This is a genomic window from Microvirga ossetica (assembly GCF_002741015.1).
In the GTDB taxonomy this organism is placed as follows: domain Bacteria; phylum Pseudomonadota; class Alphaproteobacteria; order Rhizobiales; family Beijerinckiaceae; genus Microvirga; species Microvirga ossetica.
Map to the genome: position 1 here is coordinate 144,736 of NZ_CP016616.1, position 23,387 is coordinate 168,122.

Sequence of the window (23,387 nt, forward strand, 5' to 3'; positions counted from 1 at the left end):
AACTCAAGCTCGATACGCGCTGATGATAAAACATCCGCATGTTTGTCATTATTACTATTTTGAGGTTGAGCAAAATGGCCGGGTTCTAGAGCATCGGACGGTTAAACGGACGCATATCCGGCAGCCTTAAGGTAGTTCCAGCACTCTTGTGGTTCGAACAGGTTGCAGATCTCACCGAGCGCTCGCCAGAGCGCGTCGAACGTTCGGGCCTCGGCCTTGCGCAAGTGCGCTTTGATCTTGGCAAAGGCCTGTTCAATTGGATTAAGATCAGGCGAATAAGCAGGTAAAAACAGGAACCAGGCTCCGCGTTGCTTCAGACACTGAGCGGCCTTCTCGCTCTTGTGGACAGCCAGGTTGTCGAGAATCACCACATCGCCTTTGCGCAGCGTCGGCGCGAGCTGCGTCTCAATGTAAGCCTCGAACGCCAACCGGGTGATCGGGCCATCGATGATCCACGGCGCGCACAACTCGTTGCACCGTAGCCCAGCCAGAAAGGTATGGGTTTTCCAGTGTCCAAAGGGAGCTTTCATGCGTAGGCGCTGGCCCCTGCGGCTCCGCCCGCGCAGGCGCGTCATCTTGGTGTTGACATACGTCTCGTCCAGGAACACCAGCCGGTGCGTCTCCTGGCGCATGCGCGGCTGGCGCTGGGCATGCCAGACCCGGCGCTCATCCCGCACATCGGCGCGTGCGCACTCCGCCGCCATCAGGCATTTTTTTATATGAGAAGCCGTGCCGGCACAGGAAGCGCGAGAGCATCGCGGGAGCCGCAACGATCCCATGCTCAGTCAGCAGCCTTGCGGCCAGCTCGGGCATGGTGATGGCCGGCTCGGCCTCGACCGTCTGGATCAAGAAGCTCTCATAGGGCACCAGCTTGCCGCGTCCGGGCGGACGGCCTTGCCGGGCCGGTGCCGGCGAGCCGAACCGCCGCTTCCGCTGCACCAGCTTGATGGCGAAACTCTCGCTGACGTCAAAGTGCTGGGCTGCCGCCCGGCAGGAATGACCTGCATCGACAAAGTCGGCGACGCGCACCCGCAGATCCAGGGAATAGCAATGACCCATAATCCACCTCCCAGTCCAGGCAGTGAATCACAGCTCGGCCTCGCACAGAAGCCAGGAGTCTCATTTCCGGTCCGAGGCTCTAAGGGGCGCGAGCATTGAACCCCGCTTCCTGTGGAATGCGGCAGATCGGGATTTCTACGCGCCATCCACGCTCGGATCAGATGAGGCCAGCAAGACGTTCCGGCATCGATGCCGCAAAGCAAAGCGGCCCCGGTATGACCGGGGCCGCCTCGCTGCTGATGGATCAGACGAATGTTAGATGATGTAGAAGTCGGCAGCGGTGAGTGCAGCCTTGTTCTCGATCACGGCGAACTTCACTGCGGCGGTCGAGCCCGTGCCGTCCGCGTCGTAGGAAAGATCGCCCGTCTGCTTGTTGTAGATGATCCGATCGCTGGAATCCAACGCCTTGGTGCCGGTGACGAAAGCGCTCGAGGAGAGGCTGCCGGCCGCCAGCTTGGTGAAGACGGCATCGCCGAGTTGGATCGTGTCGTCGGCGGGGTTGAAGTCGACGACCACATCCACGTTGTTGCTACCCAACTTGAGGGCGTTGCTCCCAGCCGAGGCGAACACGAAGGTGTCCTTGCCCGAGCCGCCGATCAGCACGTCGCTGCCGTTCATACCCCAGAGCGTGTCGTTGCCGGACTTGCCGTCGATCAGGTCGTTGCCTGACGTGCCCATCAGATCGTTGGCGCTGGTCGTGCCGTTGATCGTCTTAGTGGTGGTCGGCCGCGGCGAGGGAGTCGGGGTCGGAGTGGGCGTCGGGGTCGTGTCGACCACATCGGCGACCTTGAAGGTGACGGTACCGGTGTCGGTGTCACCGTCCGTGTCCTTGGCAGTGTAGCTGAAGCTGTCCGTGCCGAAGAAGTTGGCCTTCGGCGTGTAGACGAAGGAACCGTCGGCGTTGAGCTTCACGCTGCCGCCCTGAGCCGTCGCGAAGGTGCCGGCAACTGCCGCTTTACCACCATCGGGAGCCGAGTCATTGGCGAGAACGCCCTTCGTCGCGTCGACCGAGAGAACCACGTCTTCCGTTGCACCATAGCTGTCGTCTGCAGCCACGACAGGATCGTCGCCCGGGGTTGGCGTCGGGGTCGGCGTCGGGCCGGGGGTCGGAGCCGGGATGGGGCTGCTTTGGACCGTGTTGGGCGAAATCGTCGAGTTGATGAGGCCCGTGTTGGCGCCGTAGGTGCTGTAGTGCACGTCGCCGACGCCAGCCAGCACGTTGTTGGTGATCACGATGCCCGACGACGGCAGCATGCGGTCGCCGTTCTCGTTGCAGATCTGGATCCCGGCAGCCGGCTTGCCGCCGCGGTAGAAGGCGGTGTCGTAGGAATGCGACACGGTGTTGTACTGCACCACCGCATCCTGCGCGTTGTCGAGATAGACGCCGACGCTGTAGCTGTCGTAGACGGTGTTGCCGGTGATCTTGGCGCCCTTGGTGAACATGGCGCCGACGCCTTCACCCCAGTTGTCGTAGACGTTGTTGTTGCTGATCGTGCTGTTGTCGGACATGGCGAGGCTGATGCCCTGGGCCCAGCCGCCGGACCAGGTGCGGCTCATGTTCTCCTTGACGTTGCGCCAGACCTCGTTGCCGTCGATCACGTTGTTGTACGACACGCCGGGGCTCGAGTATCCGGCATAGATGCCGGCGCGGAAGCTGTCGTGGACGTTGTTGTCGAGCACCTTGGAATCGTGCGAGCCCCACAGGCCGATGCCGGTGCGGGTCGCGTTGACGACCTCGAAGCCCTGGAAGGTGATGTAGTCGCCGCTGATCACGACGAGATCGGTGTTGGCCGGGGTGCCGGCGCCGTCGATGACCACCTTCGCCCCGTCGACGGGCTTGAAGGTGATCTGGCCCGAGGCGGTGCCGTTCGTGGCGATGCTGACGGTGCCCTTATAGGTGCCGGCGGCGACCAGCACGGTGTCGCCGGCCTGGGCCAGCTGCGCCGCCTTGGTGATCGATTTCACCGGGCTGCCGGAGGCGCCGGAACCGGAGTCGCTGCCCGTCGTCGAGACATAAATAGTGGCCATAGCTTTGCTCGCTTTTTTCTCGTTCTGAAAATGGAAAGGGAATGTTTCTTGAAGCGCAGGCTAGGTCGCCAGCGCCCCTCTTCCGCGAGGAAGAATGTCGATTTATGTGAAGTGCAGTGTTTGCTGCCTCAACACACCAATGGTCTTGGTGATGAAATATTTGAAATTGTAAGCCCCTTTATTTTTAAAATACGTTAGTAATTATTTTTATTAACAACTCAACATTTATTATTTCTACTAAGTGTATTCTTCTTATTGTTGATCACTGCCGACCTCCTTTCATTTCGAAATCGGGCGGGAGAGTCACAAAGCTCTATTTTTATTGATCGCTAGAGCAATTTAGCAAACCGCAGACAATATTGGTGAGCGCCACAGGGCGCACCGTGAATGTCGCCGCTATTGGATTGCCTTCGGAGCTATCTTTGACCGCAAGGTTGCTTTGTCAGGATCAATTCTCAAGAGCAAAGACGGGCCGATGACCGCAAGCCCAAACGAGCCCGCTCATGCCCTGCAAAGCAGAAGCACAACATTCCTATGCCGCGTGGAGAAATAGACGAAAGCCTTGGATCGGCTCCCAGCAAAACAGCCGTTAAAAACGCGCCAAAAGACGGCGGAGGATACGCTTAATAGGTTATATTAAGCAAATTCCTGGCTGCATATAGATGCGATATGATTGTCATTGGATACCCCTAGCGTTTGTTAATTTATGTTCTTATGAATTTATTGATGCAAGAGATATACGTCTAATTATGACATCAATAAGGCAATACTGATCGAATGAATGTCGATCTCAACACACTCATCTTGCTGTGAAAGGATGAAGTTTGTATTCCTAGAAGAATGCGCGAACCAGAAAAGGAAAATTGTACTATCTATACTGATCGCTCATCGCGGTAAAAATCGCGATAACAACGGCAATACCCTGAGGATATCGATCAGCATCCCCGCCTCCCCCATGAGCCGATCACGAACACGTTGCTTGCTGAATTTGACGGCTGAGACCGGCAGAGCGAATAAGCTAAGCGTCGGTCTGCTGACGGATGTGAAGGCAGGCGCCATCCCTCGGCGCCTCGCAATCAAGGTTACGAGTTTTTGCCGGCCCAAGTGGTTACACGTAAGCGAAGTCTCAAAACTTGCACGTTCCTCTGGCGCAGATTCATGCGCACCTGTCAGTCGATACGCAGAGCAATCTCGACGACATCACCCGGCAATAGTTCCGTGTTCTCTCCGGAGACGATCTTCTCGTAGCGATCGTTCACCCTTCGTGAAATGGAGATCTCGGGCCGGGCACTAGAACCCAAAGGCGATTGCGACCGGACACTGCCTGTATACGCGAGAAGCTTTTGCTGAAGTCCCGCCAACCGCGGACGTATCGACGAAAGCTGAAGCGTTGCACTCTGCAACTCCTGAAGGAGCTCATCGCGCCTTGATTCCTCCACCTTGGCTAAGTTCCGCACGACCTCCTCGCGTTCCTTGCGGGCCTGCTCCAGTTGCGCCATGGTTTGAAGGTGCCTCGATGCGGAAACGAGGCTTGCCCGTCTCGCATCCATGACCCGGGTGATCGGAACAGTTCCACGATCGTGAAGCTCCTTCAGATTCTTCAGATCGTCCAAATCGGTCTGCATCGCCTCCTTTTCTTTCTGCTGCTGCTCGGACAGGATCGAGATCTGGGTGTCGGACTGCGAAATCCTGCGCTCCATATAGCTCTTTTCTTTCTTCAGGTTTCCCGTTCTGCTGGAATAGCGATCGTTCTCGACCGCAGATATCTGCATCAACAATGTTTCAGGAATCCGCACGCTGTCGATTTCCTTGTCATTGGCGTCAGAAGTCTCGCCCAACTCAGTTTTCAGGCGCTTTACCTGCAACATCACCTGAACATACTGAACCTGAAGGGTCTCATACTCGCTTCTCGAATCCACCAACTGTGTGAGCGGACTATCGGGCCTGCTCCGTATGGTGTCATAGCCGCCGGCAACGGCGAGCGATTGCCGAACCGTCATGCCCGGCCGGAACGGCTGCTCGCCTGGCTTCGATACATCACCATTGATATAAATCGGGCGATAATCGACGATGTTGAGCGTGACCTCTTCCGGCATCAACGTGAAGACAAGCTCTCGGCCTTCAGCCGTTCTCTGGCGCATCATTCTCTTCGGGATTTCCGCGTTGATTTTTGCCCGAAGCTCCGAGAGCGTCAGCCCAGCAGCCTTGATCTCACCCATAACGGGAAGCGAAACGGTGCCGTCCAAACCAAGGACAGCCTTGTGCTGCAGCTGCGGCGTGCCTGTGATGGTGATCTCTATCGTGTCACCAGAGGCAAGTCTGTATTCCGCTGCAATGCTGGCGCTCCCGCAAAGGAGAATGCCACCGAGAAGCGCGAGAACAGCCACGATTGGGCTTTTCGTTGGGTTTGACATCAGTTTCACAGCCATTTTCACCCCCTCATTTCCCAGCAGATGCCTTACAGTCTCGGTTCGCGCCTGAAAGCATCCAGAACCTTCTCTCCGACTGACCCTCAGACTAGCTTCTACCTACCAGCGTCATCGAGAATCATAACTTCGTCCTATGTGACCTTGCGACCAGACATCAGATCGCACTTGGTCAAACTAGCGCCCCAACGCCTCGGCAACTTGCGAAAGCCCGTTGTGACCGGTTTGAGCGCGCTCTCGGCCCGGGATCGTTTCCGGGCCTAACGAAGCCTCCGCAGACTTTCCCATCACCGATGCCAGATACTTTCTCCACTTTGCCTCAGCCCTTTGCTGGCCGAAGTTGGCTTCAGCCCAGAGCCGCGCATTCTCCGCAATCACGGGAAGGCTATCGTCATTGCTTCGAACCCGCTTCAGCAGCACGGCAAGGTCCTCCGAAGATTTCCAGGTGAGAACATTGACATCGGGCTCCAAGCCCATTCCCGTGATTGCCGTGTCATGAGCGAGGACAACGACCTTATTAAGCGCGGCATGGACGACCTTCGTCTTGATGCCGCCCTGCAGCAGTTCCGGGACCAACATCGCCTTATACTTCTGCAACTCGTCATCGAGATCCTCTACATAGCCCTCGAAGCGAATGTTGGGGGAGAACTCGTAACCGATGCCCTTTTCTCCCACGACGTGAAGACAAACGTCCTCCAGGCCACAAGAACCAAGTTCCCCAAGAATTCTGTTGTCGAACTTATGTACGGCGTCCCGATTGGGTTGATAGGAAAAAGCTCCAAGAAAGACCAGCTCGCACCGGCGATCCTCAAATGGAGCAACCCCAGTCGGCCCTTTCACCGATAGCGGAGTCGTAAAAATCGATCGCGATGAGGCCGATGCGAGGGTTGCTGCCTCCGTTGGACTGACCGCTAACGTCAGACCCGCTTGCTGGGCCACAGCTATTTCCCGTCGTGCGAGAATTGCCGCCTCTCTCCGCAGGATGATCTCGAGTACAGGCCGGACCAGCCAGCTCAATGCTCGGAGAGCAGGAGCCTTGTGGTAGCCGAGCAGCCCGTCCAATCCTCTCTGCCCCTTCGCAAGAAGTCCGTACCGCAGGGACAGCAGATCATCGAGGTCGGATATCCACGGCAGGCCCAAAAATTCGCCGTAGACCGCGGTTCTCACCATGTCCGTGACGACAACGTCCACCTTCTCGGCGCGTGCGATATCACGCAGTGCCGTTTTCGCTCTCCCGCTTAAATAGAGGCACTCGTTCAGAGATTTTCGCCCAGGCAGGAACCCAGAGCCGAGTTGGATCATCAGCTCCCATGGGCGAGGGCCGTCGATTCTGACATATCGCACCTGCTCGCACTCGCCCGGCGACCCGCTGGCATCGCTGTCCTTGCCGGCACCGAAATGCGCAACAATGACACGGTGGCCCAGCTTGGCCAGGCTCTCGACGGTCGTGCGCAGCACGGACTTCCGCCCTGTCAACTGACCACGCAAGTCGCGAGTAGCGACCAAAAGTATGGTTAATTGCCCATTCCCGATCGAGCCATCAATGAGATCGTCGATGCTCATCATGATTGCTTTCGCTGAGCGTTATGAAAGTAGGCGGAATGCAGTTCCTCTGAATAACTGTCGAGGTCGGTATACTTTCGTGCCGCTTGCTTTCCCTGATCGGAAAGCGCCGCTCGCAGTTCGGGCTTACCTACAACCTCACCGAGCGCAGTCGCAAGCTGCTCTTCGTCGCCGGCTTTCACAAGAACCCCGGCACCGTCTCGTATGACCGTAGAAACGTCTCCAACATCCGTCGCGATGACGGGGAGTCCAGCTCCCATCGCCTCGAGCAACACCATTGGAAGGCCCTCCCACAGGGATGGCAGGACGAAAACATCGGCGGCGGCCATCAACCGGCCAACGTCGCTTCGAGAGCCGATCAGCTGTACATATCGCTCGCCCTCCGACGCATTTACGACCTGAATGAGACGGTCATGATCATCGCCTCCGCCGACGATGAGCAACTTGGCGTCTGGGGTTGTCCGTACGACGTCACGAAATGCCTTTATCAGTATATCGAACCCTTTTCCGAACGTCAGCCGGCCGACCGATATTACGACGATGTCTTCAGGAACGTATCCGAAAGAAGATCTCACCCGAGATCGCTCATCGGGACTCAAAGGCGGCGACTTCTCGACGCGGTTTTCAATGACGCTCATTGGCGTGCGACCTACGCGATTGGCCTGCATTTTCGCGACGCGCGGCCCGCAAGCGACAACCAGATCCGAGCCATAGCTCAAGGCCAATCTCTCCAAAAAGCTCTTCACGCGATCACGCCAGGTCTGACACTCAGGACCTTGACTGTGCAGGGTCACGATGAAACGCGCTCCAATCATCTTTGAAAGGATCGTTCCGACTATCGCCGCGTGAGTGAGATGAGCGTGAATAATCTGCGGCTTCCACTCACGAATTTGTTTCCACAAGACCTTCCAGGAAGCCAGGTCGAATAGGCCATTCTGCTGGATATCGATCAACTCCAACCCTAGCGCCCTTATCCGCTCAGAAGCGGATGTCGGTCCAGAGAGGTTTATGACACGAATTGAGTAGGGGCCGCTGCGCATTGCGCGAAGCTGAACATCAAGCACACGCTGAGCTCCACCGATTCCAAGGTCATCGATGATGAGAACCACATCCTTGACCCGCGGCGGAATCGCGTCATGCCTGCCGCTGACGAATTTGTCCCCGGAGCGTATGAGTGCATTCATATTCATTTCCGTGGACTCGCGTCGATGGATGAACCAATCAAGGATAGAAGCGCATCGGCATTTCTGTCCTGGTCGAACTCGTTCACGACAAGCTCTCTTCCTCGTGAAGCCCGCCGCAACGCCTCTTCCGGATCGCTCCGAACCTCCTCGAGTGCTCGAGACAGGCCTTTCGTATCATCAACCTCGAAGAGCCAGCCAGTAAAACCGTGAATGATGATCTCAGGTATGCCCGTTAAACGGGTTGCGATGACTGGCCTCTGATGAGCGAGAGCCTCTACGATGACCGTGGGAAGACCCTCTGTTTGATTTCTCGGCCCGATCCGGCTTGGAACAACCATGACGCTGGCATGCGCCATGGCCTGCGCAACGCGCTCGTTGGGCTGGGCGCCGTGAAACGTCACTCGATCCGAGAGCCCCAAGTCTACCGAAAGCGCCTCCAGCCGTTGACGCTCCGGACCGCCTCCCACGATGTCCAAGTGCCAATCTCCCAGATTGGCCTGCGCCACCGCTTGAAGCAGAACATCGATTCCCTTCCGGGCCTCCAGAGAGCCAACATAAAGCACTTGCATCCTTTCGGACTGAAATGGCGCCGGCGGAGCTAAATTTTCGAGAAATGCTCCGACATGAATGACGACTGGCGGCTTCGGGACAAGGTCCGGAACATGGCGAAGGATGTAATTGCGATTGTACTCACTGATTGTGCGCACGAAATCAGCCTCGGGAAGCTTGGTGCTGAGAAGCGCCTGCGTCTCAAAAATATCGTGTGCATGGCAGCTAACGCTGAATGGAACGTCTGCAACCCGACGTACGATCCATGCGCATGTCGCAGGGTGTCCGGCATAGGCCGCATGGACATGGTCGCCTTCCCATTCGAGAATATCCTCTGAAATGCGAAGCGACTTGGGTAGAATGAACAGCGACTTCAGCAGCATCACAGGATCTCGCCAGCATCCCATGACGATGTCGCGCAGCACCCGTCCCAGTGCTCTGGGTCGCTTCAACAAGGTGCGGAAACAAGCTGCAATCACATCCGTTGAAGCAAAGTACGCAAAATCTCTCGACCAGCCGACGGCTTGCTGCGCGAAATCATGGACCACCTCGCGCCGGTTATAATGAGTAAGATGATAGATCCGGATGTTGTAACCTCTTTTCGAGAACGCAATCACGTCCCTCATAATGAAGGTTTCAGTGGTCTTCGGAAATTCAGTGACGATAACAGCCAAGCGCCGGGTCTCGGGCTCGATATCCTGCCACTCAGAGACCCTGTGGGAAGCATCCATTTTTTCGATGGGCTGGCTAATCAATGCACGTCTTCCTCTGTTCTCGAGCAATTCAAAATTAGACCGGTCAAATATCTTGTGCGATTGAGTTATCCAAAGTCAGTCTTAAGCGAACATGTGACACATTACTTATTGCTCGACCATTTAACATAGCATCACATACAAGGGGCTTCTAATCAGCCTGAAGGGGTATGGCTCCGCTCCCGCTGCAAAAGTGCGATCGTAACGCCAGGTCTAGCCGCAACGCGTTCTTCTCTTAAGCAGATCGAAGTACGGCGTATGAACGCTTTCGTCTCGAGCGGGTGATGCCTGTAGCGAGGATAGACCCCGTGGAACGGGCTCGCCGAGGCTGCCTGGCCTGCCGCACGAGGCCAGGCAAGCTCCGCTCGATAATACCGAGCGGGGCCATTGGTGGTGCAGACACTTCGCACCAGATTCTCACACCCGAGCAGGGTGATCGGGAAGGCGAATTGACCTCGCATCCGTACCTTCGAAAAGAGGTCAATTCGCCTACGTTCACTGACCCGCCTGTGAGATACTCGAAGGATTGGAGTAAACCTTGACCCGCGGCTGCTCTACCTGTTCGGGCTGGGCATTCTCCTCCTTCCTGCGACCAATCGTTGCCGCTCCAACGAGAAAACCGATCACGAGGAAAAGTCCAATCGCGCCGCCCAGGATCATTCGCACGGTTCGAGACAATCCGGAGGGGCGAGCGCTGAACATCGCCGGCTCAACGATTTCGATCGTCGGTCCGAGTTCCCGAACATAGGCATTGTCAAGCCGCCAACGATTTTGTTCCTGCAGCATCCTTTCAAGATTCTCGGAGACGTTTTTGTAGCGCGCCTCGAGAAGTTTCGTCGCAGCTGTTAGAGCGTTCAGATCGAACAATGCTTCACGTGTGTCCTTGAGGTCTTTCTGAAGAACCGGAACGTCGGGCTGCCTCATCCCTTGCCGCTGCCGCTCCAAGGCGATGAGTCGATCCGAGAGAACCGAATGCTCGATCGACTCGTCGGGCACCCCTTGTTCGAGACGAAGGGACGTGATCTTTTCGGCGATGCTAGCCAGTTCAGATTGCGTTTTCTCAATCTCGCTGCTGTAAAACTTCGACGGATCTCTTTCGAACAATTGCTGCCTTTTACGCAAGTATGACTCGACATGAGCGGTTATGATCCGCTCCGCCGTCTCCGGGTCGGCATCCTGGATTCCGACAGCGATCAGTGCCGCCCCTTCGACACGGCGTATGCGCAGTCTCTCGCCAAGATCCTTGGCTGCGGCAACAACTGGGTCGACCGCTCTCTTCGGAGATTCTGGGCTCGATCCAAAATCGAGCATTGCACCGAGCGACAACACTCCCTTCACAAACCCCGACGCTCGGGATTGGACATCCGACAGAACTGTGTCGCGCTGGGGCGAAAGCTTATCCAATCCGACGTCAGCGACCGTAGCTTCAATCACCTCACGGCTGCGAAGCAGATGCATCTCGGTAAATAAGGCGGCGTCCAATGATACCTGGACGTTTTCGCCCCAGTTCCGATGCTCCTCGCCCGGCCGCACCGGGAAGTATTCTCTTCCGAACCGATAGAGAAGAGTGCTCTCCGCCGTAGATTGCTGAGTCTGCACGAGCGGCACCAACATGAAAGCAATCGTAACGCCTATGATTAGAACCTTGCGTCGCCGAACAATGCCGAGCACGTCGGCGGTTAACAGCGCTCTCTGCATCATCTTCGAACTCCGTCGTTCCATAACACTCACCAAGCCTGGTCGTTGGGTTACAACTTTACTTACTTGCCATAGCGATAGAAGAAGCGCGACCTCGATCCAGAAGAAGCGCAGGAATGCACCATGGAGAAATATGGCCGTCGCTAGGTATCCTATAAAGCCGATACACAAACTCCCGGCGATCGCAGCATCCCGCTTTTCGCCCCTCGCATGAAGTAACTTGGCGCCGCGTATCGCTACCATCATAGAAACTATGATAAGGGTAGCTAACTTGATGAACCCAAGAATTCCCTCTTCCGATAAGGTCTCGAGAAAGAGACTATGCGCGTTTGGTGCAGCCCCAGGGTCGATGCCCGAGACAAGTGCATATTGACTGTAGTGACCGGAATACTGGCCCAATCCAATTCCGACGAGCGGATGATCGGCAAACATGCGCAGTGCTGTGTTCATCACGGCGATGCGACTGTTCAACGAGGGATCGCTTACAGCCTGCTCTCCGGTGATCAGAATGTGGGCCGCCTGAGCTATCAACGCTACGCGATCGATGAACGCGCTGGGAAGCGCGATTATTACCACCACAGCCAGCACACATGCTGCGCCGAGCAGCCGCCATCTTGACCGGAGCGTCAGCGTCGCCGCCACGATCATTACGGCAATCGCGAACAGAGCGCCGCGTGAAAACGTGAACAGGGATGCGGCCAAGATCGCCAGTGCACACACTCCATATGCGAGGCGAGCAACGACGCGTCGTTCGACGATCGCAAGGCAGACCGCAAGCGGCAACGTCATGACCAGAACCTGGCCGTAGTAATTCGGATCCGGTAAGGGTCCGGAAAGCCTCCATCTCTGAACTTCTCCGGCGATTTGCTTTATCGATGCCTGAGCGAGACCAAAAACATCGTTGCTGAAATCGCTGGCAAGATACTGCCTCACGCTCAGCAGAGCGATGATGCCCATGCACAATATCGTCGCGCGGACCGTCGCAATCAGCCGCTCCCGTGATGTGAGGGATGCTATGATGACCGCAGCTGTTGCCAGATCCTTTGTCTGCTCGATCAGTCTCTCGAGCGTCGGCTCGATGCTCTCCACATGAACGAGGGACAATAAAGAGACGCCATAAGCGCAGATCAGCAAAGGTGCAAACAGCCAAGCCGGCGCTAGATCTTCCTTCCCGGCGACCCACCGAACGAATAGGATCAGTGCGAGAACAAGGGTTAAAGGGGCCTGGATTCCAGGTAGACCATGCATGTTTGATGCAACACCAAACAGGTTCGTAACGGTCCCTGCTACGAGCACGGCGACGCCATACTGAGGCCGGCGAAAGAATACCCAGGCGGTGAGGACAAGGGCCATTGCCAGCAGGATCGCAACCGGGCCCAGCGTGCCGGCTGCGACGAATGCCGCAAGCAGAACAGTTCCAATCAACCTATGAGACAGCGTCAGCTTCATAAGGCCCGCCCCTATCGTCACGGTTATGGTGACAGCAGCGGCTGCCGCTTCAATCGCGTGAATGCAGCCACTGCGAACAGGAGAGATGGAGCAGTTATCGAGAGCACAATCACATAGCTTATGCACCCAACAGCGATCAAAGCGATCAATCGAGGAAGGGCCCCCTCAATGTGGACGAACTTGTCGACCCCAATCGTTGCACCTGCCATAACCAAGGTGGATAGGAGCGGCCACCGCAGAGCTCGAAGAAAGATCTTTGGGCCGATGCCGACAAGCCGATCGGCGATCACGAGGCGCACGATCGAGAATCCGGCCATGAGCCCGATTTGGCCGACGGCAAATCCTATGATGCCCCAGCGGGTCGAAACTACGGCGACGGCTGGGGCGCACATCAATGCAAGGACGTTTGTCCATGTCAGCACCCATGGCCGCCCGGTAGCCTTGAAAAGATCGCCGAGATTGAAAGCCACCGAATGCACCATTGCGTAGATAGCGAGAACCTGGACGACAGGGATGACCTGGCTCCACTTCTCGCCATAGAGAACCTGCACAAGAGGCTCGGCGACGATCGCCAAGCCGGCTGCCGCAGGTAGCGTCAAGGCAGCGATGGCGGTCAAGCTATCCTCATAGGAACGGCGCAGGGCTGGCAGATCCGCTTGGATGGCGCCGTAGGCTGGAAACAGAGCCTGACTTGCTGCCCAGGAAATTCCCAAGATGATCTGATCCGTCAGGGAAAACGCCAAGACATAGATGCCTAGCGTAGCCACATCGAGGAAATGGCCGACAAGCATGTAATCGGCGTTTTTGCTCAGCACGCTGAGAATCGTGACGAGCGTCATCTGGATTCCGAACGGCAGAATGCTCGAGACGGTCTCACGATCCAGCGACAGACGCGGGGACCATCCCGACAGCCACCAGAGTGCCACGAGGCCAATGACCATTCCGGCAATATGACCATAGACCAGGCTCCAGGCGCCGAAGCCCGACAGTGCAAGGGCTACTCCCACGACGGTTTTGGTGAAGGCTTTGAGGATTTCCGGGATGACTCTCTTACGAAAGGCGAGGTCTCGCTGCAGGATCCCCACGAAGACCGAGGATGGTCCCGATAGGATGAGGCACACGGACAAAGCCCGTATGATGTCGACCGATCGATGATCGAAGAACATTTCGGCGACGAGCGGAGCCGCAAAAAAAGCCGCGCCTCCAATCAGAACTGCGCCGATGATACTGATTGTCATGGCGACTGCAGCCGTCTTCTCAGGATCTTGGCGGCGCCACACGACCGCAGCCCCCACACCGCCCTCCGAGACCGCCTCGAGAAGGGCGAGAACAGCAAGGCCCGCGGCTACCAAGCCGAAGTCGTCCGTCCCCAAGATGCGCGCGAGAACCGCAATGTTGATCAGGGTAATTAATCTTGTGCTCACAAACGCGAGATGCGTCCAAACCGCACCTGCAGCAACTTTTCGGTTCAACTCCTGCCGAGAAAACATCGATGCGTTACCACAACTCGGGCATCTGGAACGTAGTCATGGAGATTCTTTGCATCGTCACTCCTAATGGCTTTTGGAATTCAGAAAACGTCCCCTGCCCTAATATAGTAGTTCTTGAGCAGCGGGTTGCCGTCACAACTCTTGAGTTACACAGTCCCAATTTACCTCGACCCCACCTCGGCCCGCATTGATCTTCCGAGTTATCTCCCTGCTACTTATTTCCCCTGCGTTCATTTGGGCTTGGAATGCCTCCAAAAGTTGCAGTATTGGCATCCAGATGGCTGGCATTTTGGCACTTATGGCGGAGACGGGAGCCAGAATTCCTATTCATCTAAGGCATGATTTGTGCCGTTGCCTGATGCATAGGACCCGCGGCCCAGGCTTTCGCTAAGACCAACCGGATTCTCTCATGCGCGAGGTCCATCCGCGTCGGCTCCGTGAACGACAAAGGACGCCGGCATCTCAGTCTCCCTCGATCCTGCAGCTCACCCTGGACTTCCGTCAGCGGAAGGGAGCGACCGATCACTGTCTACAGCCCGTTAGAGAAGAGAGGATCGGCCAAGCTGAACGATCGAAAGCTGGGCAATCAGTGTTGCTTGTTCGGCTGCCAAAGCGGCTCGGGATTGTCGGTAACCGTATTGGGGTTGATCTCACTGTTGATCAATCCGGATGCCCGCTGATAGTCACCATAGGTCACTCTGCCGACGCCTGCCAGTGTATTCCGAGTTACGTTAATATCTCTCGATGGCAACTCTAACTCTGTGTACTCGTTCGCAATCATGATGCCGAGCGCAGGTTTGCCATAGCGATAAAAATCCTTCGCATATGTATGATAGACTTTGTTCTCTTGGACGACAGTGGATGGTGCATTGTCGAGATAGATGTTGACGCTGAAATTATCGAAAACATCATTACCCAAGATACTTACGCTCTCGGTAGAGAGCGTCCCAATGCCCTCGCCGTAGTTGCGATATACTCGATTGCCGACTACAGTGCTTCTGTCAGACGCCCGCAGGCTGATGCCTTGCGGCCAACCGCTTTCGGCCGCACGCGAGCTGTTTTCCAGACAGTTGTTCCACACCTCATTACGTTCGATAACATTCGCGTAGGACTGCCCAGTCTCAGTATGACCGACCCAGATCCCGGCCTTCTGGCTCCCGTGAATTTTGTTATTCGCGATCCCGACATGGTGAACTCCCCACGCGGCGATGCCTCCGCGCGTGGAGTTGCGGATTGTAAACCCTCGGAAACTCACATAGCTCGCATTGATCTGCACCAGGTTGGTATCGGGTGGCGAGCTCGATCCATCGATGATGACCTGCTCGCCTGGCGCCGGCTCGAAGGTTACCGGAAGCTCGGCGGTTCCGCCGACGGGAATCACGACAACTTCATTGTACAGCCCGCCCGCGACCATGATCTTTGACCCCGGCTTCGCTTCTTGAGCAGCTTTGGAAATCGATCGAAACGGAAGGCTTATCGTTCCCGGGTTGGAGTCTTCACCTGTCCTCGAAACGTATAGAGTCGCCGCAACGCTCGGCACAGCTTGGAATATTATCGCCGCCAGGGCAAACGCAATGCGGGTTTTGCCGAACGTCATAGCCATTACTCCCGTCTCCAATGTATAGCATTTTTCCTGCATTCCGAGAATACGCTCGAGGCGATTGTGCATGGTGAGAGCCGCAACTGGGGCACGATCAAAAGGCGATCGCGTGAGAGAGGAGCGCGGCTGCGGAGACAGCCCAATAACACCTGCTTAATCACCGAGAACGCCGTATAAACGTGCATTCATATGAATGTGCCGGTCGTGTTCAAATAATGCAGGCACGTCCTCATCATTTCGCAAGCTAAAATGGCATCCAGCCAGTAAACCCTCAACCTGGAGCGTTGATTGAACGCTTGATAGAGTCGATGTGCAGGCGTCAAAGCGGACTTTAACATCGGACTTCCCCGTACAATCTGCCTGAGCTGCGACTTGAGGCGCCAGATAGTGGAATTCGTCACGACCGCACCTTCGATTAACGGGACCCTTCGGTTGGCAATCCGGAACTTGTAGTCGTTATCGCCCCTTCCGAAATCGATCATGTTAATTCCGAGCTTGGGAGCGCCTGCCATCATCTCCAGCAGCAAAAGCATCCCCGGAGAGTGGCGATGGAATTGAGGATCGTAGGTCGGAAACCAGTAATGCCAAACGTTGCCGGACCGCAGTCCGAAATGAGCCGCAATCGGCTGACCTCCGGCGCGCATCACCGAAAGCATTCCGGCGAACTCCGGCTTCTGGTGTGAAGCAATCACATCCATCAGCGACCGCGCCCAGGGCCTTGCAAAGAGGTCAGGCGTTCCGATGCGATCGTAATGCGCCGACTTCCACTTGAGGCAAAATTCGAGCATGGACGGATCGGTCGTCTCCAATTCGACCTCGACTTGACCGACCTCGCGCTCGAGCCGGCGTCTTTTGCGTCGATGATCGGCATACAGGGCTGTAGAGCCGGGAGATTCCTCCTGATCCAGATCGACAACGGGGGACTCTGTGTCGATCGTGCGCCAAGGTGCGAACATCGCCTGCGATGCTGGCACATGGTCGAAATTCCAGCTTCGCAGTCCGCAGGCTCGCATAAGGGCCACGGGGTCGCAGCTGAAATCCGATGCTGCGATCAAACCATGATAATCGGAAACCGGGCCGCCGACCGGCTTTCCATGTCCTATTGAACTACGCTGAAATGGAAAGAAAGCAATTCCATTATCAATAATGGCGACGAATACATCATCCCGAACTTTTGCCACGGCCCGCGTGAATTCAGGCCGAAAAAACGGACTGAATAGTGCGGGATTTTTCTGTCGGATCTCCGTCCAGCGAGCGACCAAATCTTCCGAAAGCTCGTTTGCCGGAACAACAACTGCTCTCATCAACAGATCCATCTCGAGTGAGACAAGGCCAAAGATTGTGCAACTCTAAGCCTACACCTGTTGAAGAAACAGAACGCAAAGGGGCTAGCGCCTTACCCAACAGTCTCAAGTCGGAGAGAATTCCGCTCTGAGCGGCGATTTGGCTCGCTGATGGGCAGACATTGGGGCGCTGCATGAAGCGCGGTCGGCCTCGGCGTGACGGGTAGGGCCGGTTCCAAAATATCCCGGACGGCTGCTACGGAAAATTCAAAACAGTGGCTCTCCCAGGATTGCTGCCGTCGATGTGCGGACCCTGAAAAGCGGCTCGCCATCCCCTACTCCGACGTGATGGCGCCGGACATTGTATGGACTGGTCTTTCCGGCGATGTTCTTCCCACCATAAAACGAAAACGCGATCCGATAGCCTGCCCGACGAAGAGCCTCCTGCGTCCTGTCGTCGAAGCTGTCCGGGGCGCCAACGGGATAGGCGAGCGATTGGATGTCGATGCCGAGGTCATGTTCGAGCATCTCCTTCGAAACACTCACCTCCTCCAATTGAAGCTCAGGGCTTAAATGACTCAGCAAGGGATGTGAGTGGGTATGGGAGCCAACCGCCATACCATTCCCCGACATTTCCTTGAGCTCTGTCTTGTTGATGAATATTCGCTCACCGGGCCGTTCGTCTCCGGTCCCGGTCGACCGGGCGATCTCCTCGAGAAACTGATCTTTATTGAGATCATGCCCGGCCTTGTAGATGCCGAGGAGACGGTTCAACGCCTCGAGCTTCCCTTCACCGAGATCGAGAGTCATGAACTCAGGATAATGCAAGACAATCTTTGAGTTTCGCGACATCTTCAGCATATAGGCAATTCTGTCCCACCAAGGCAATTGCGAGCTTCCAATGTAAGACGTGCAGATGAAAAATGTCCCCTGAACCTTGTGTTTGTAAAGAATAGGGAATGCGTAATCGTAATTATCCTTGTAACCATCATCGAAAGTGAACAAGATCCCCGTCTTGCGGAATGTTATCTGCCCCTCGACGAAAGCAATAGCCTCGTCTAGCGAGCTGATGTGATAATGCCGTTTGATCCACCTGACTTGATCATCTAGATCGCTTGGAGTGGCGGAGTACAAATTCGGGTCTCCCACGGTCTCGCTAGCGGAGCCGATCCGATGGTAGTTGAGGACAACCAGGCAGTTCTGCTGCGGGAGACGTTCCAGAACCCTTATTCCACCGGTTGCCGCTATGATTGAGGCGAGCCGTTGCCGTTTCGATATTCTAGGTACAGGCACGACGCCGGATTGCCTGAGATGAAGGTTCATCCGATCGATAGCCAGCACCACCTGAGCAACTCCTCCAAATATGAAATTATTTTCGTCCGCCTGCTGCCGACGAGTCTTCCTCTAAAATCACTTATCGAGTGGCATTCTAGCCTATGAGCCTAGTCCGTAAAATACCTAGTCAAGCTTCTTACAAGCTACCTCATTCGCGCCGGTTCATGAGGTACGGCCCCAATCGCAATCGACAAAGCCAGCGCCATGAAAGTGTGAAGCCGCTCTCAGATGCCGATGCGAAAATGACCATCGGAGATATCTCAGCAGGATCCATCCATCATGATCACGCAAACTGCTGTTTTAAGAAGGATCATGATGTCGCGCTTGAAAGACCACTTCGTGACGTATTCCTCATCGAGCTTCACGCGCTGAGAATAGGAGACCTTGTTGCGTCCGCTAATCTGCCAAAGTCCGGTGATTCCGGGCCGAGTCTGATAATAGAGATGCATCGCCTTGTTGTAGTGCGGAACTTCCGCAGACGTGATCGGTCGAGGACCGACGAGGCTCATATGCCCCCACAGGACGTTGAAAAGTTGGGGCAGTTCATCAAGGCTGGTTTTACGCAGTACCGCCCCGATTGGCGTGATCCTGGGATCGTTTTTCAGCTTGTGGTTCTGCTGCCATTCCTCTCGAGCGGCGGGATCGTTCTCGAGATGGCGCGCCAGCACATCAGTCGCGTCGACGACCATCGTTCGAAATTTCAAGCACGGAAACACGCTGCCTGACGGGCCAAGGCGCATATGTTTGATAACCGCAGGCCCTCCGCCGGTCATCACGATCAAGAGATACACCGCTATCATAAGCGGGGCTAAGATGATGATTGCCAGAGCACTTACGATAAAGTCGAAGATTCGCTTTGAATCACCACCTGTCACCTTTAAACGAAGAATCTGAGTTGCTTCATTCATCGAGTACATCCAGTACAAGGTCAAAAGTACTTTGGTCGATGGGAGGGAGCGCCGTATGACCGGCTCTTAAGCACGTTGGTTCGCTGATGCTGGAATCTAGTTGTCTTGTGAGTGTCCGAACAGTCTATCAAGGGCAGTACGACTTAAGGGGCCTGCCCTGTGCTGCGCTCAGCAGCGGCTAAGATGAATACTCATGAAGTAGAGTAGCCCTGAATAGATGGGAACATGCCCCCCCGTCTCTGAAGGGGCCGAAAACTACATTGCGGTGCACGAGGTCTTTAGAAACGCGGTTCGGACTGAATCGGCGACTATGTTGCGTAAGGGCGTCACGTTCACTCATCTCACCCATGAAAATCACGCAATTGTCTTCGTTGATGGCGACACGATTTGTCGAGTCTGTTCCCAATTGCACGAGTAATTACCCACGCCCCTATTTCGCACTGAGGTTCAGGCGGACACAGTCTGAAGAATTATCTTGAACGCATTGGTTCCCGGACCGAGACGAGCCGTGTCAACGACCGTGCGTATGTCCGCTTCGCCCTCGGCGGCCCACATGGAGCGATAGCCGTTGGTCACCTTGCGCTGAATGACGGCGGGTCTGAGCGCGCGTTCGCAGGCGTTGTTGGTCGCATCAACCAGTCCAGGCCAGTGGGCGAAGGTCAGAAGCTGATCGCGGGCGCGCCGGACCTTGTTCTGAATGTCACGGGCCAGATCGCAGGAGGTCGGCGCGGCCAGGATCGCGTCCAGACTGCGCTCCAGGGCGCGGCGCTTGCGAGCGAGGGTCGAGGCGGCAAGGGTTGCGACCTCCTCCGCCAGGGCAAAGGCCCGGTGCAGCCACAGCTGGAGGCGGGAGGGCAGGACATCCGCGCTCGCCTCATCGGCAGAGGCGACGTCGCGGGAAAGATGGGCCAGGCAGGTCTGGTGGGCGTCGGCATGGCGCTGTTGCGCGCTGTAGCGGTCGGAACACCAGACCTCGGGCCGGTGCACGGCCATCACGGTCCGGACCACGATGGCGCCCCGGGTCGGCGAGGCGTGATGGACCACCGCCTCGGCGCAGCGAAACACCCAATGATAGGCGTTGCAGCCCTCGATCCGAACGCCGGTCTCATCCGAGGCGATGACCCGGGCCCGGCGCAACGCCGCAACCGCCTTGTCGCGCTCGCCCGCGAAGGCGCCCTGCGCCCGGCGCAGCATGGTCATCAGGCCGCCCTGGCTGACGGTGAGCCCGAACAGATCCGCGAATGCGCTTTGCAGCCGCTCGTAGGACAGAGCCTGGAAGGTCTTGAGATAAGTCGCCATGGCATGGACGCGGGGCCCGAACGGTGTCCCCTTTGCGGCGTCCGGCACGGCCGCGGCGACCCGCGTTCCACACGCCCGGCAGCGCACCGCCAGGCGCCGATGCTGGGTGACGCGGGGCGCCACCTCCGGCAGCTCAATCTGCTCGTGGAGGCTGATCGTCTCCGCCGGCCAATCCGCCATCAGGACAGCCGAACAGCACGAGCACCGGTCAGGACGGTGCTCGACCACCTCATCAGGCGTGGCGCTGAGGATCCGGCTGTGGCCTTCATGACCGGGCTTGGCTCCGCCCGGTTTGGAGCGCTCGCGCTGCTCCTTGCGATCGGTCGAGGGCGGCTTGGAGGACGTGCGTGAGGTCTTTTGCGGCCGCTGCAGTCGCAGCACCAGCTCGATCAGCTCTTCCTTGCTCAGACGCTCAAGATCGCTGCGGCCCATACAGGCATGGAATCAGCGAAGCCCGACTTGTGCAAGGGCCTGGGTAATTACTTGCACGACACTTACGAAGAAGGTGGCTCCCAGAGAGGGCCTCGAACCCCCACGCCTTGCGGCGGCGCGTCAACAGCACGCTGCGTCTTCCAATTTCGCCATCTGGGATCATACGCGGTGGACTTTGACGAGCCTTCGACTGGGACAGAACATCTCGCTATGTATTGTGCGCTTCCAGCCCATCGCTTGGCCAAGAATCTATTATCGGTTTGTTCCGCATTGCAAGATCGGGATCTTAGCTATAATGAACTACTCCAGATCACGAATTCCGCTTCTCTCGTTCATACATTCGGCTGAAGACGACATTGTCGGCTGACGCCACCATGACAATTGGTTGCGGCGCGCTGCTTGGTCGTCAGATCTGCTCGCTTGCTGTCAATGAGGATTAATCTCGCCATCGAACAGCCCGAAAGAGCCATGCCCCTGTGCGGCGCAATCGGCTAAACCGCTCACATGACATCCAAGGTCTTCTTTCGTTGGGTTGCATGGCTGCTGATCGGCGCCATCGCGATCTTCACCCTGTCGCCGATCGAATTGCGGCCCGTCACCGGGGCGCCGGTCGGCCTGGAGAGGCTCGCCGCCTTTGCCACTATCGGAGCCGCGTTCTGTCTCGGCTACCCGAGACACCGGCTCTCGGTCCTCATTCTGCTGATCGGAATTGTCGGCTTCCTGGAAATCGCGCAGAATCATGTTCCTGGCCGCCACGGTCGCCTTCCGGACGGCTTGGTGAAAGCGTCAGGTGTTCTGGTCGGAGCAGCTTTCGCCATGTTCATAGCGCGCCAGAAACGAGTTCCATAAAAGGAACCATGCGGAGCCTCTCTTGTAGAACCCCGTTAGAAAGGTCACTCCTCTCCCCGTTACAAATGTCACTCTCCCTGGGTGATGGTGCTGGGGAGATTGGGTCTGATGACGGTGATCGGGATGAGCCGGCCGGAGATCGATCGGGTTCACATTCTGCGGGACGTCGTGGCGGAGCGAATTACGGTGCGCGAAGCTGCCCAACTGCTGCGGATCACACGGCGCCAAGTGTTCCGATTACTCAAGGCCTATCAGACCGGTGGTCCCACGGCCTTGGTGTCGCGCCGGCGCGGCAAGCCCAGCAACCGCTCCTACCCGGCGGCGCTGCGGACCGAGGTGCTGGCGCTGATCACAGCCAACTATGCCGATTTCGGCCCGACGCTCGCCTGCGAGAAGCTCGCCGAGCGGCACGGCATCGATCTGGGTGTCGAGACGATCCGGCGCTGGATGATCGCGGCGGGTCTCTGGCAGGAGCGCCGGCAGAAGCTCAAAGGGGTGCACCAGCCGCGCTATCGGCGCGACTGCGTCGGCGAACTCGTCCAGATCGACGGCTCCGAGCACTACTGGTTCGAGGATCGCGGCCCACCCTGCACGCTTCTGGTCTACATTGACGATGCCACCAGCCGGCTGATGCACCTGAAGTTCGTCGAGACCGAGTCGACCTTTGATTATTTCCGATCGACCCGGGAGTACCTGGAGGCCTACGGCAAGCCGGTGGCGTTCTACTCCGACAAGCATGCCGTCTTCCGCGTCAACGGCAAAGGAGCGGTGGGCGGTGACGGCATGACCCAGTTCGGGCGGGCGCTGCATCAGCTCAACATCGACATCATCTGCGCCAACTCGCCCCAAGCCAAAGGCCGCGTCGAGCGCGCCAACGGCACCTTGCAGGACCGCCTGGTCAAGGAGATGCGACTGGCTGGGATCTCGACCCTTGAGGCGGGCAATGCCTTCCTGCCGGCATTCATGGCGGACTTCAACCGCCGCTTTGCCAAGGCGCCCTACAGCGACAAGGACCTGCATCGCCCGCTCAGCGAAGACGATGAGCTGGATGACGTGTTCGCCTGGCGCGAGGAGCGGACGGTCTCGCGCAGTCTGACCCTGCAGTACGACCAGGTGCTGTTCATTCTCGAGCCGAACGCGATCACGCTGTCCCTCGCCCGCCAGCGGGTGACCGTCTACGACTATCCGGATGGGCGCTTTGCCATCAAGCACAAGGGCCTGGAGCTGCCGTACAGGCCCTTTGACCGCCGTCAGCAGGTGGATCAGGCGGCAGTTGTCGAGAACAAGCGGCTGGGCCCGGTTCTGGCCTACATTGCCGAGCGGCAGAAGGAGCTCGACATGAGCCGGAGCAACAGCGCCCCGCGGCGGCGCGGCCAAGGCAAGAGCCTGTTCAAGGTGGGTTGAGCTCTCAGCAGTCACTCCCCGGAGGTGACATCTCTAATGAGGACAATCAGAGACTTGTCTAACGAGTTCTGACACTCTC

General features: G+C 57.0%; 14 protein-coding genes, 1 tRNA gene and 1 pseudogene. 2 read left to right on the plus strand and 14 right to left on the minus strand.

Features of this window, described 5'->3' with window-relative positions:
- Nucleotides 1–101 precede the first annotated feature (101 nt).
- From BB934_RS00635 to BB934_RS00700, 14 genes and pseudogenes are all read right to left on the minus strand, one after another.
- A pseudogene (locus tag BB934_RS00635) lies at nucleotides 102–1,059 on the minus strand (IS630 family transposase).
- A gap of 255 nt (nucleotides 1,060–1,314) precedes the next feature.
- Complete coding sequence (locus BB934_RS00640) at nucleotides 1,315–3,087, minus strand: Ig-like domain-containing protein (RefSeq protein ID WP_099507909.1); 1,773 nt, start codon at nucleotides 3,085–3,087, stop codon at nucleotides 1,315–1,317.
- 1,169 nt (nucleotides 3,088–4,256) lie between these two features.
- Nucleotides 4,257–5,516, minus strand: a complete 1,260-nt coding sequence (locus BB934_RS00645) for a polysaccharide biosynthesis/export family protein (RefSeq protein ID WP_099507910.1) — start codon at nucleotides 5,514–5,516, stop codon at nucleotides 4,257–4,259.
- A gap of 174 nt (nucleotides 5,517–5,690) precedes the next feature.
- Nucleotides 5,691–7,079: a glycosyltransferase gene (locus BB934_RS00650; RefSeq protein ID WP_099507911.1), complete on the minus strand. Its 1,389-nt coding sequence runs from the start codon at nucleotides 7,077–7,079 to the stop codon at nucleotides 5,691–5,693.
- Nucleotides 7,076–8,260 (minus strand): glycosyltransferase, encoded by a 1,185-nt coding sequence (locus tag BB934_RS00655; RefSeq protein ID WP_162299130.1) that lies wholly within the window; start codon nucleotides 8,258–8,260, stop codon nucleotides 7,076–7,078. The genes BB934_RS00650 and BB934_RS00655 overlap by 4 nt, the downstream gene beginning before the upstream one ends.
- 2 nt (nucleotides 8,261–8,262) lie before the next feature.
- Nucleotides 8,263–9,564: a glycosyltransferase family 4 protein gene (locus BB934_RS00660; RefSeq protein ID WP_099507913.1), complete on the minus strand. Its 1,302-nt coding sequence runs from the start codon at nucleotides 9,562–9,564 to the stop codon at nucleotides 8,263–8,265.
- A 492-nt stretch (nucleotides 9,565–10,056) separates the two neighbouring features.
- On the minus strand, nucleotides 10,057–12,708 hold the full coding sequence (locus BB934_RS00665) for an O-antigen ligase family protein (protein WP_157933946.1): 2,652 nt from the start codon (nucleotides 12,706–12,708) through the stop codon (nucleotides 10,057–10,059).
- A gap of 23 nt (nucleotides 12,709–12,731) precedes the next feature.
- Entirely contained in the window at nucleotides 12,732–14,132 is a 1,401-nt protein-coding gene (locus tag BB934_RS00670) for a lipopolysaccharide biosynthesis protein (protein WP_157933947.1), read from the minus strand.
- Nucleotides 14,133–14,784: 652 nt separating this feature from the next.
- Entirely contained in the window at nucleotides 14,785–15,801 is a 1,017-nt protein-coding gene (locus BB934_RS00675; protein ID WP_162299131.1) for a right-handed parallel beta-helix repeat-containing protein, read from the minus strand.
- Between the two features lie 182 nt (nucleotides 15,802–15,983).
- Nucleotides 15,984–17,102: a GNAT family N-acetyltransferase gene (locus BB934_RS00680; protein WP_157933948.1), complete on the minus strand. Its 1,119-nt coding sequence runs from the start codon at nucleotides 17,100–17,102 to the stop codon at nucleotides 15,984–15,986.
- A gap of 246 nt (nucleotides 17,103–17,348) precedes the next feature.
- Nucleotides 17,349–18,425, minus strand: a complete 1,077-nt coding sequence (locus tag BB934_RS00685) for a polysaccharide deacetylase family protein (protein WP_099507918.1) — start codon at nucleotides 18,423–18,425, stop codon at nucleotides 17,349–17,351.
- A 251-nt stretch (nucleotides 18,426–18,676) separates the two neighbouring features.
- Nucleotides 18,677–19,324, minus strand: coding sequence for a sugar transferase (locus BB934_RS00690; RefSeq protein ID WP_099507919.1), 648 nt, complete (start codon nucleotides 19,322–19,324; stop codon nucleotides 18,677–18,679).
- Between the two features lie 447 nt (nucleotides 19,325–19,771).
- A complete protein-coding gene (gene tnpC, locus BB934_RS00695) occupies nucleotides 19,772–21,055 on the minus strand; it encodes an IS66 family transposase (protein WP_099507920.1) in 1,284 nt (427 codons plus the stop codon).
- 74 nt (nucleotides 21,056–21,129) lie between these two features.
- Nucleotides 21,130–21,214 (minus strand) — tRNA-Asn (locus BB934_RS00700).
- Between the two features lie 345 nt (nucleotides 21,215–21,559).
- Between BB934_RS00700 and BB934_RS00705 the strand changes: the two genes are divergently transcribed.
- The gene (locus BB934_RS00705) at nucleotides 21,560–21,904 is read left to right on the plus strand and encodes a VanZ family protein (RefSeq protein ID WP_099507921.1); all 345 of its coding nucleotides are present in this window, start codon (nucleotides 21,560–21,562) and stop codon (nucleotides 21,902–21,904) included.
- Nucleotides 21,905–22,012: 108 nt separating this feature from the next.
- On the plus strand, nucleotides 22,013–23,308 hold the full coding sequence (locus tag BB934_RS00710) for an ISNCY family transposase (RefSeq protein WP_099507922.1): 1,296 nt from the start codon (nucleotides 22,013–22,015) through the stop codon (nucleotides 23,306–23,308).
- Nucleotides 23,309–23,387 lie beyond the last annotated feature (79 nt).

Excerpts from the sequence above, each read along its gene's own strand:
- BB934_RS00640 (WP_099507909.1), bottom strand. The coding sequence starts at position 3,087 with ATGGCCACTATTTATGTCTCGACGACGGGCAGCGACTCCGGTTCCGGC.
- BB934_RS00645 (WP_099507910.1), bottom strand. The coding sequence starts at position 5,516 with ATGGCTGTGAAACTGATGTCAAACCCAACGAAAAGCCCAATCGTGGCT.
- BB934_RS00650 (WP_099507911.1), bottom strand. The coding sequence starts at position 7,079 with ATGATGAGCATCGACGATCTCATTGATGGCTCGATCGGGAATGGGCAA.
- BB934_RS00655 (WP_162299130.1), bottom strand. The coding sequence starts at position 8,260 with ATGAATGCACTCATACGCTCCGGGGACAAATTCGTCAGCGGCAGGCAT.
- BB934_RS00665 (WP_157933946.1), bottom strand. The coding sequence starts at position 12,708 with ATGAAGCTGACGCTGTCTCATAGGTTGATTGGAACTGTTCTGCTTGCG.
- BB934_RS00675 (WP_162299131.1), bottom strand. The coding sequence starts at position 15,801 with ATGGCTATGACGTTCGGCAAAACCCGCATTGCGTTTGCCCTGGCGGCG.
- BB934_RS00680 (WP_157933948.1), bottom strand. The coding sequence starts at position 17,102 with ATGAGAGCAGTTGTTGTTCCGGCAAACGAGCTTTCGGAAGATTTGGTC.
- BB934_RS00690 (WP_099507919.1), bottom strand. The coding sequence starts at position 19,324 with ATGAATGAAGCAACTCAGATTCTTCGTTTAAAGGTGACAGGTGGTGAT.
- tnpC (WP_099507920.1), bottom strand. The coding sequence starts at position 21,055 with ATGGGCCGCAGCGATCTTGAGCGTCTGAGCAAGGAAGAGCTGATCGAG.
- BB934_RS00705 (WP_099507921.1), top strand. The coding sequence starts at position 21,560 with ATGACATCCAAGGTCTTCTTTCGTTGGGTTGCATGGCTGCTGATCGGC.
- BB934_RS00710 (WP_099507922.1), top strand. The coding sequence starts at position 22,013 with ATGACGGTGATCGGGATGAGCCGGCCGGAGATCGATCGGGTTCACATT.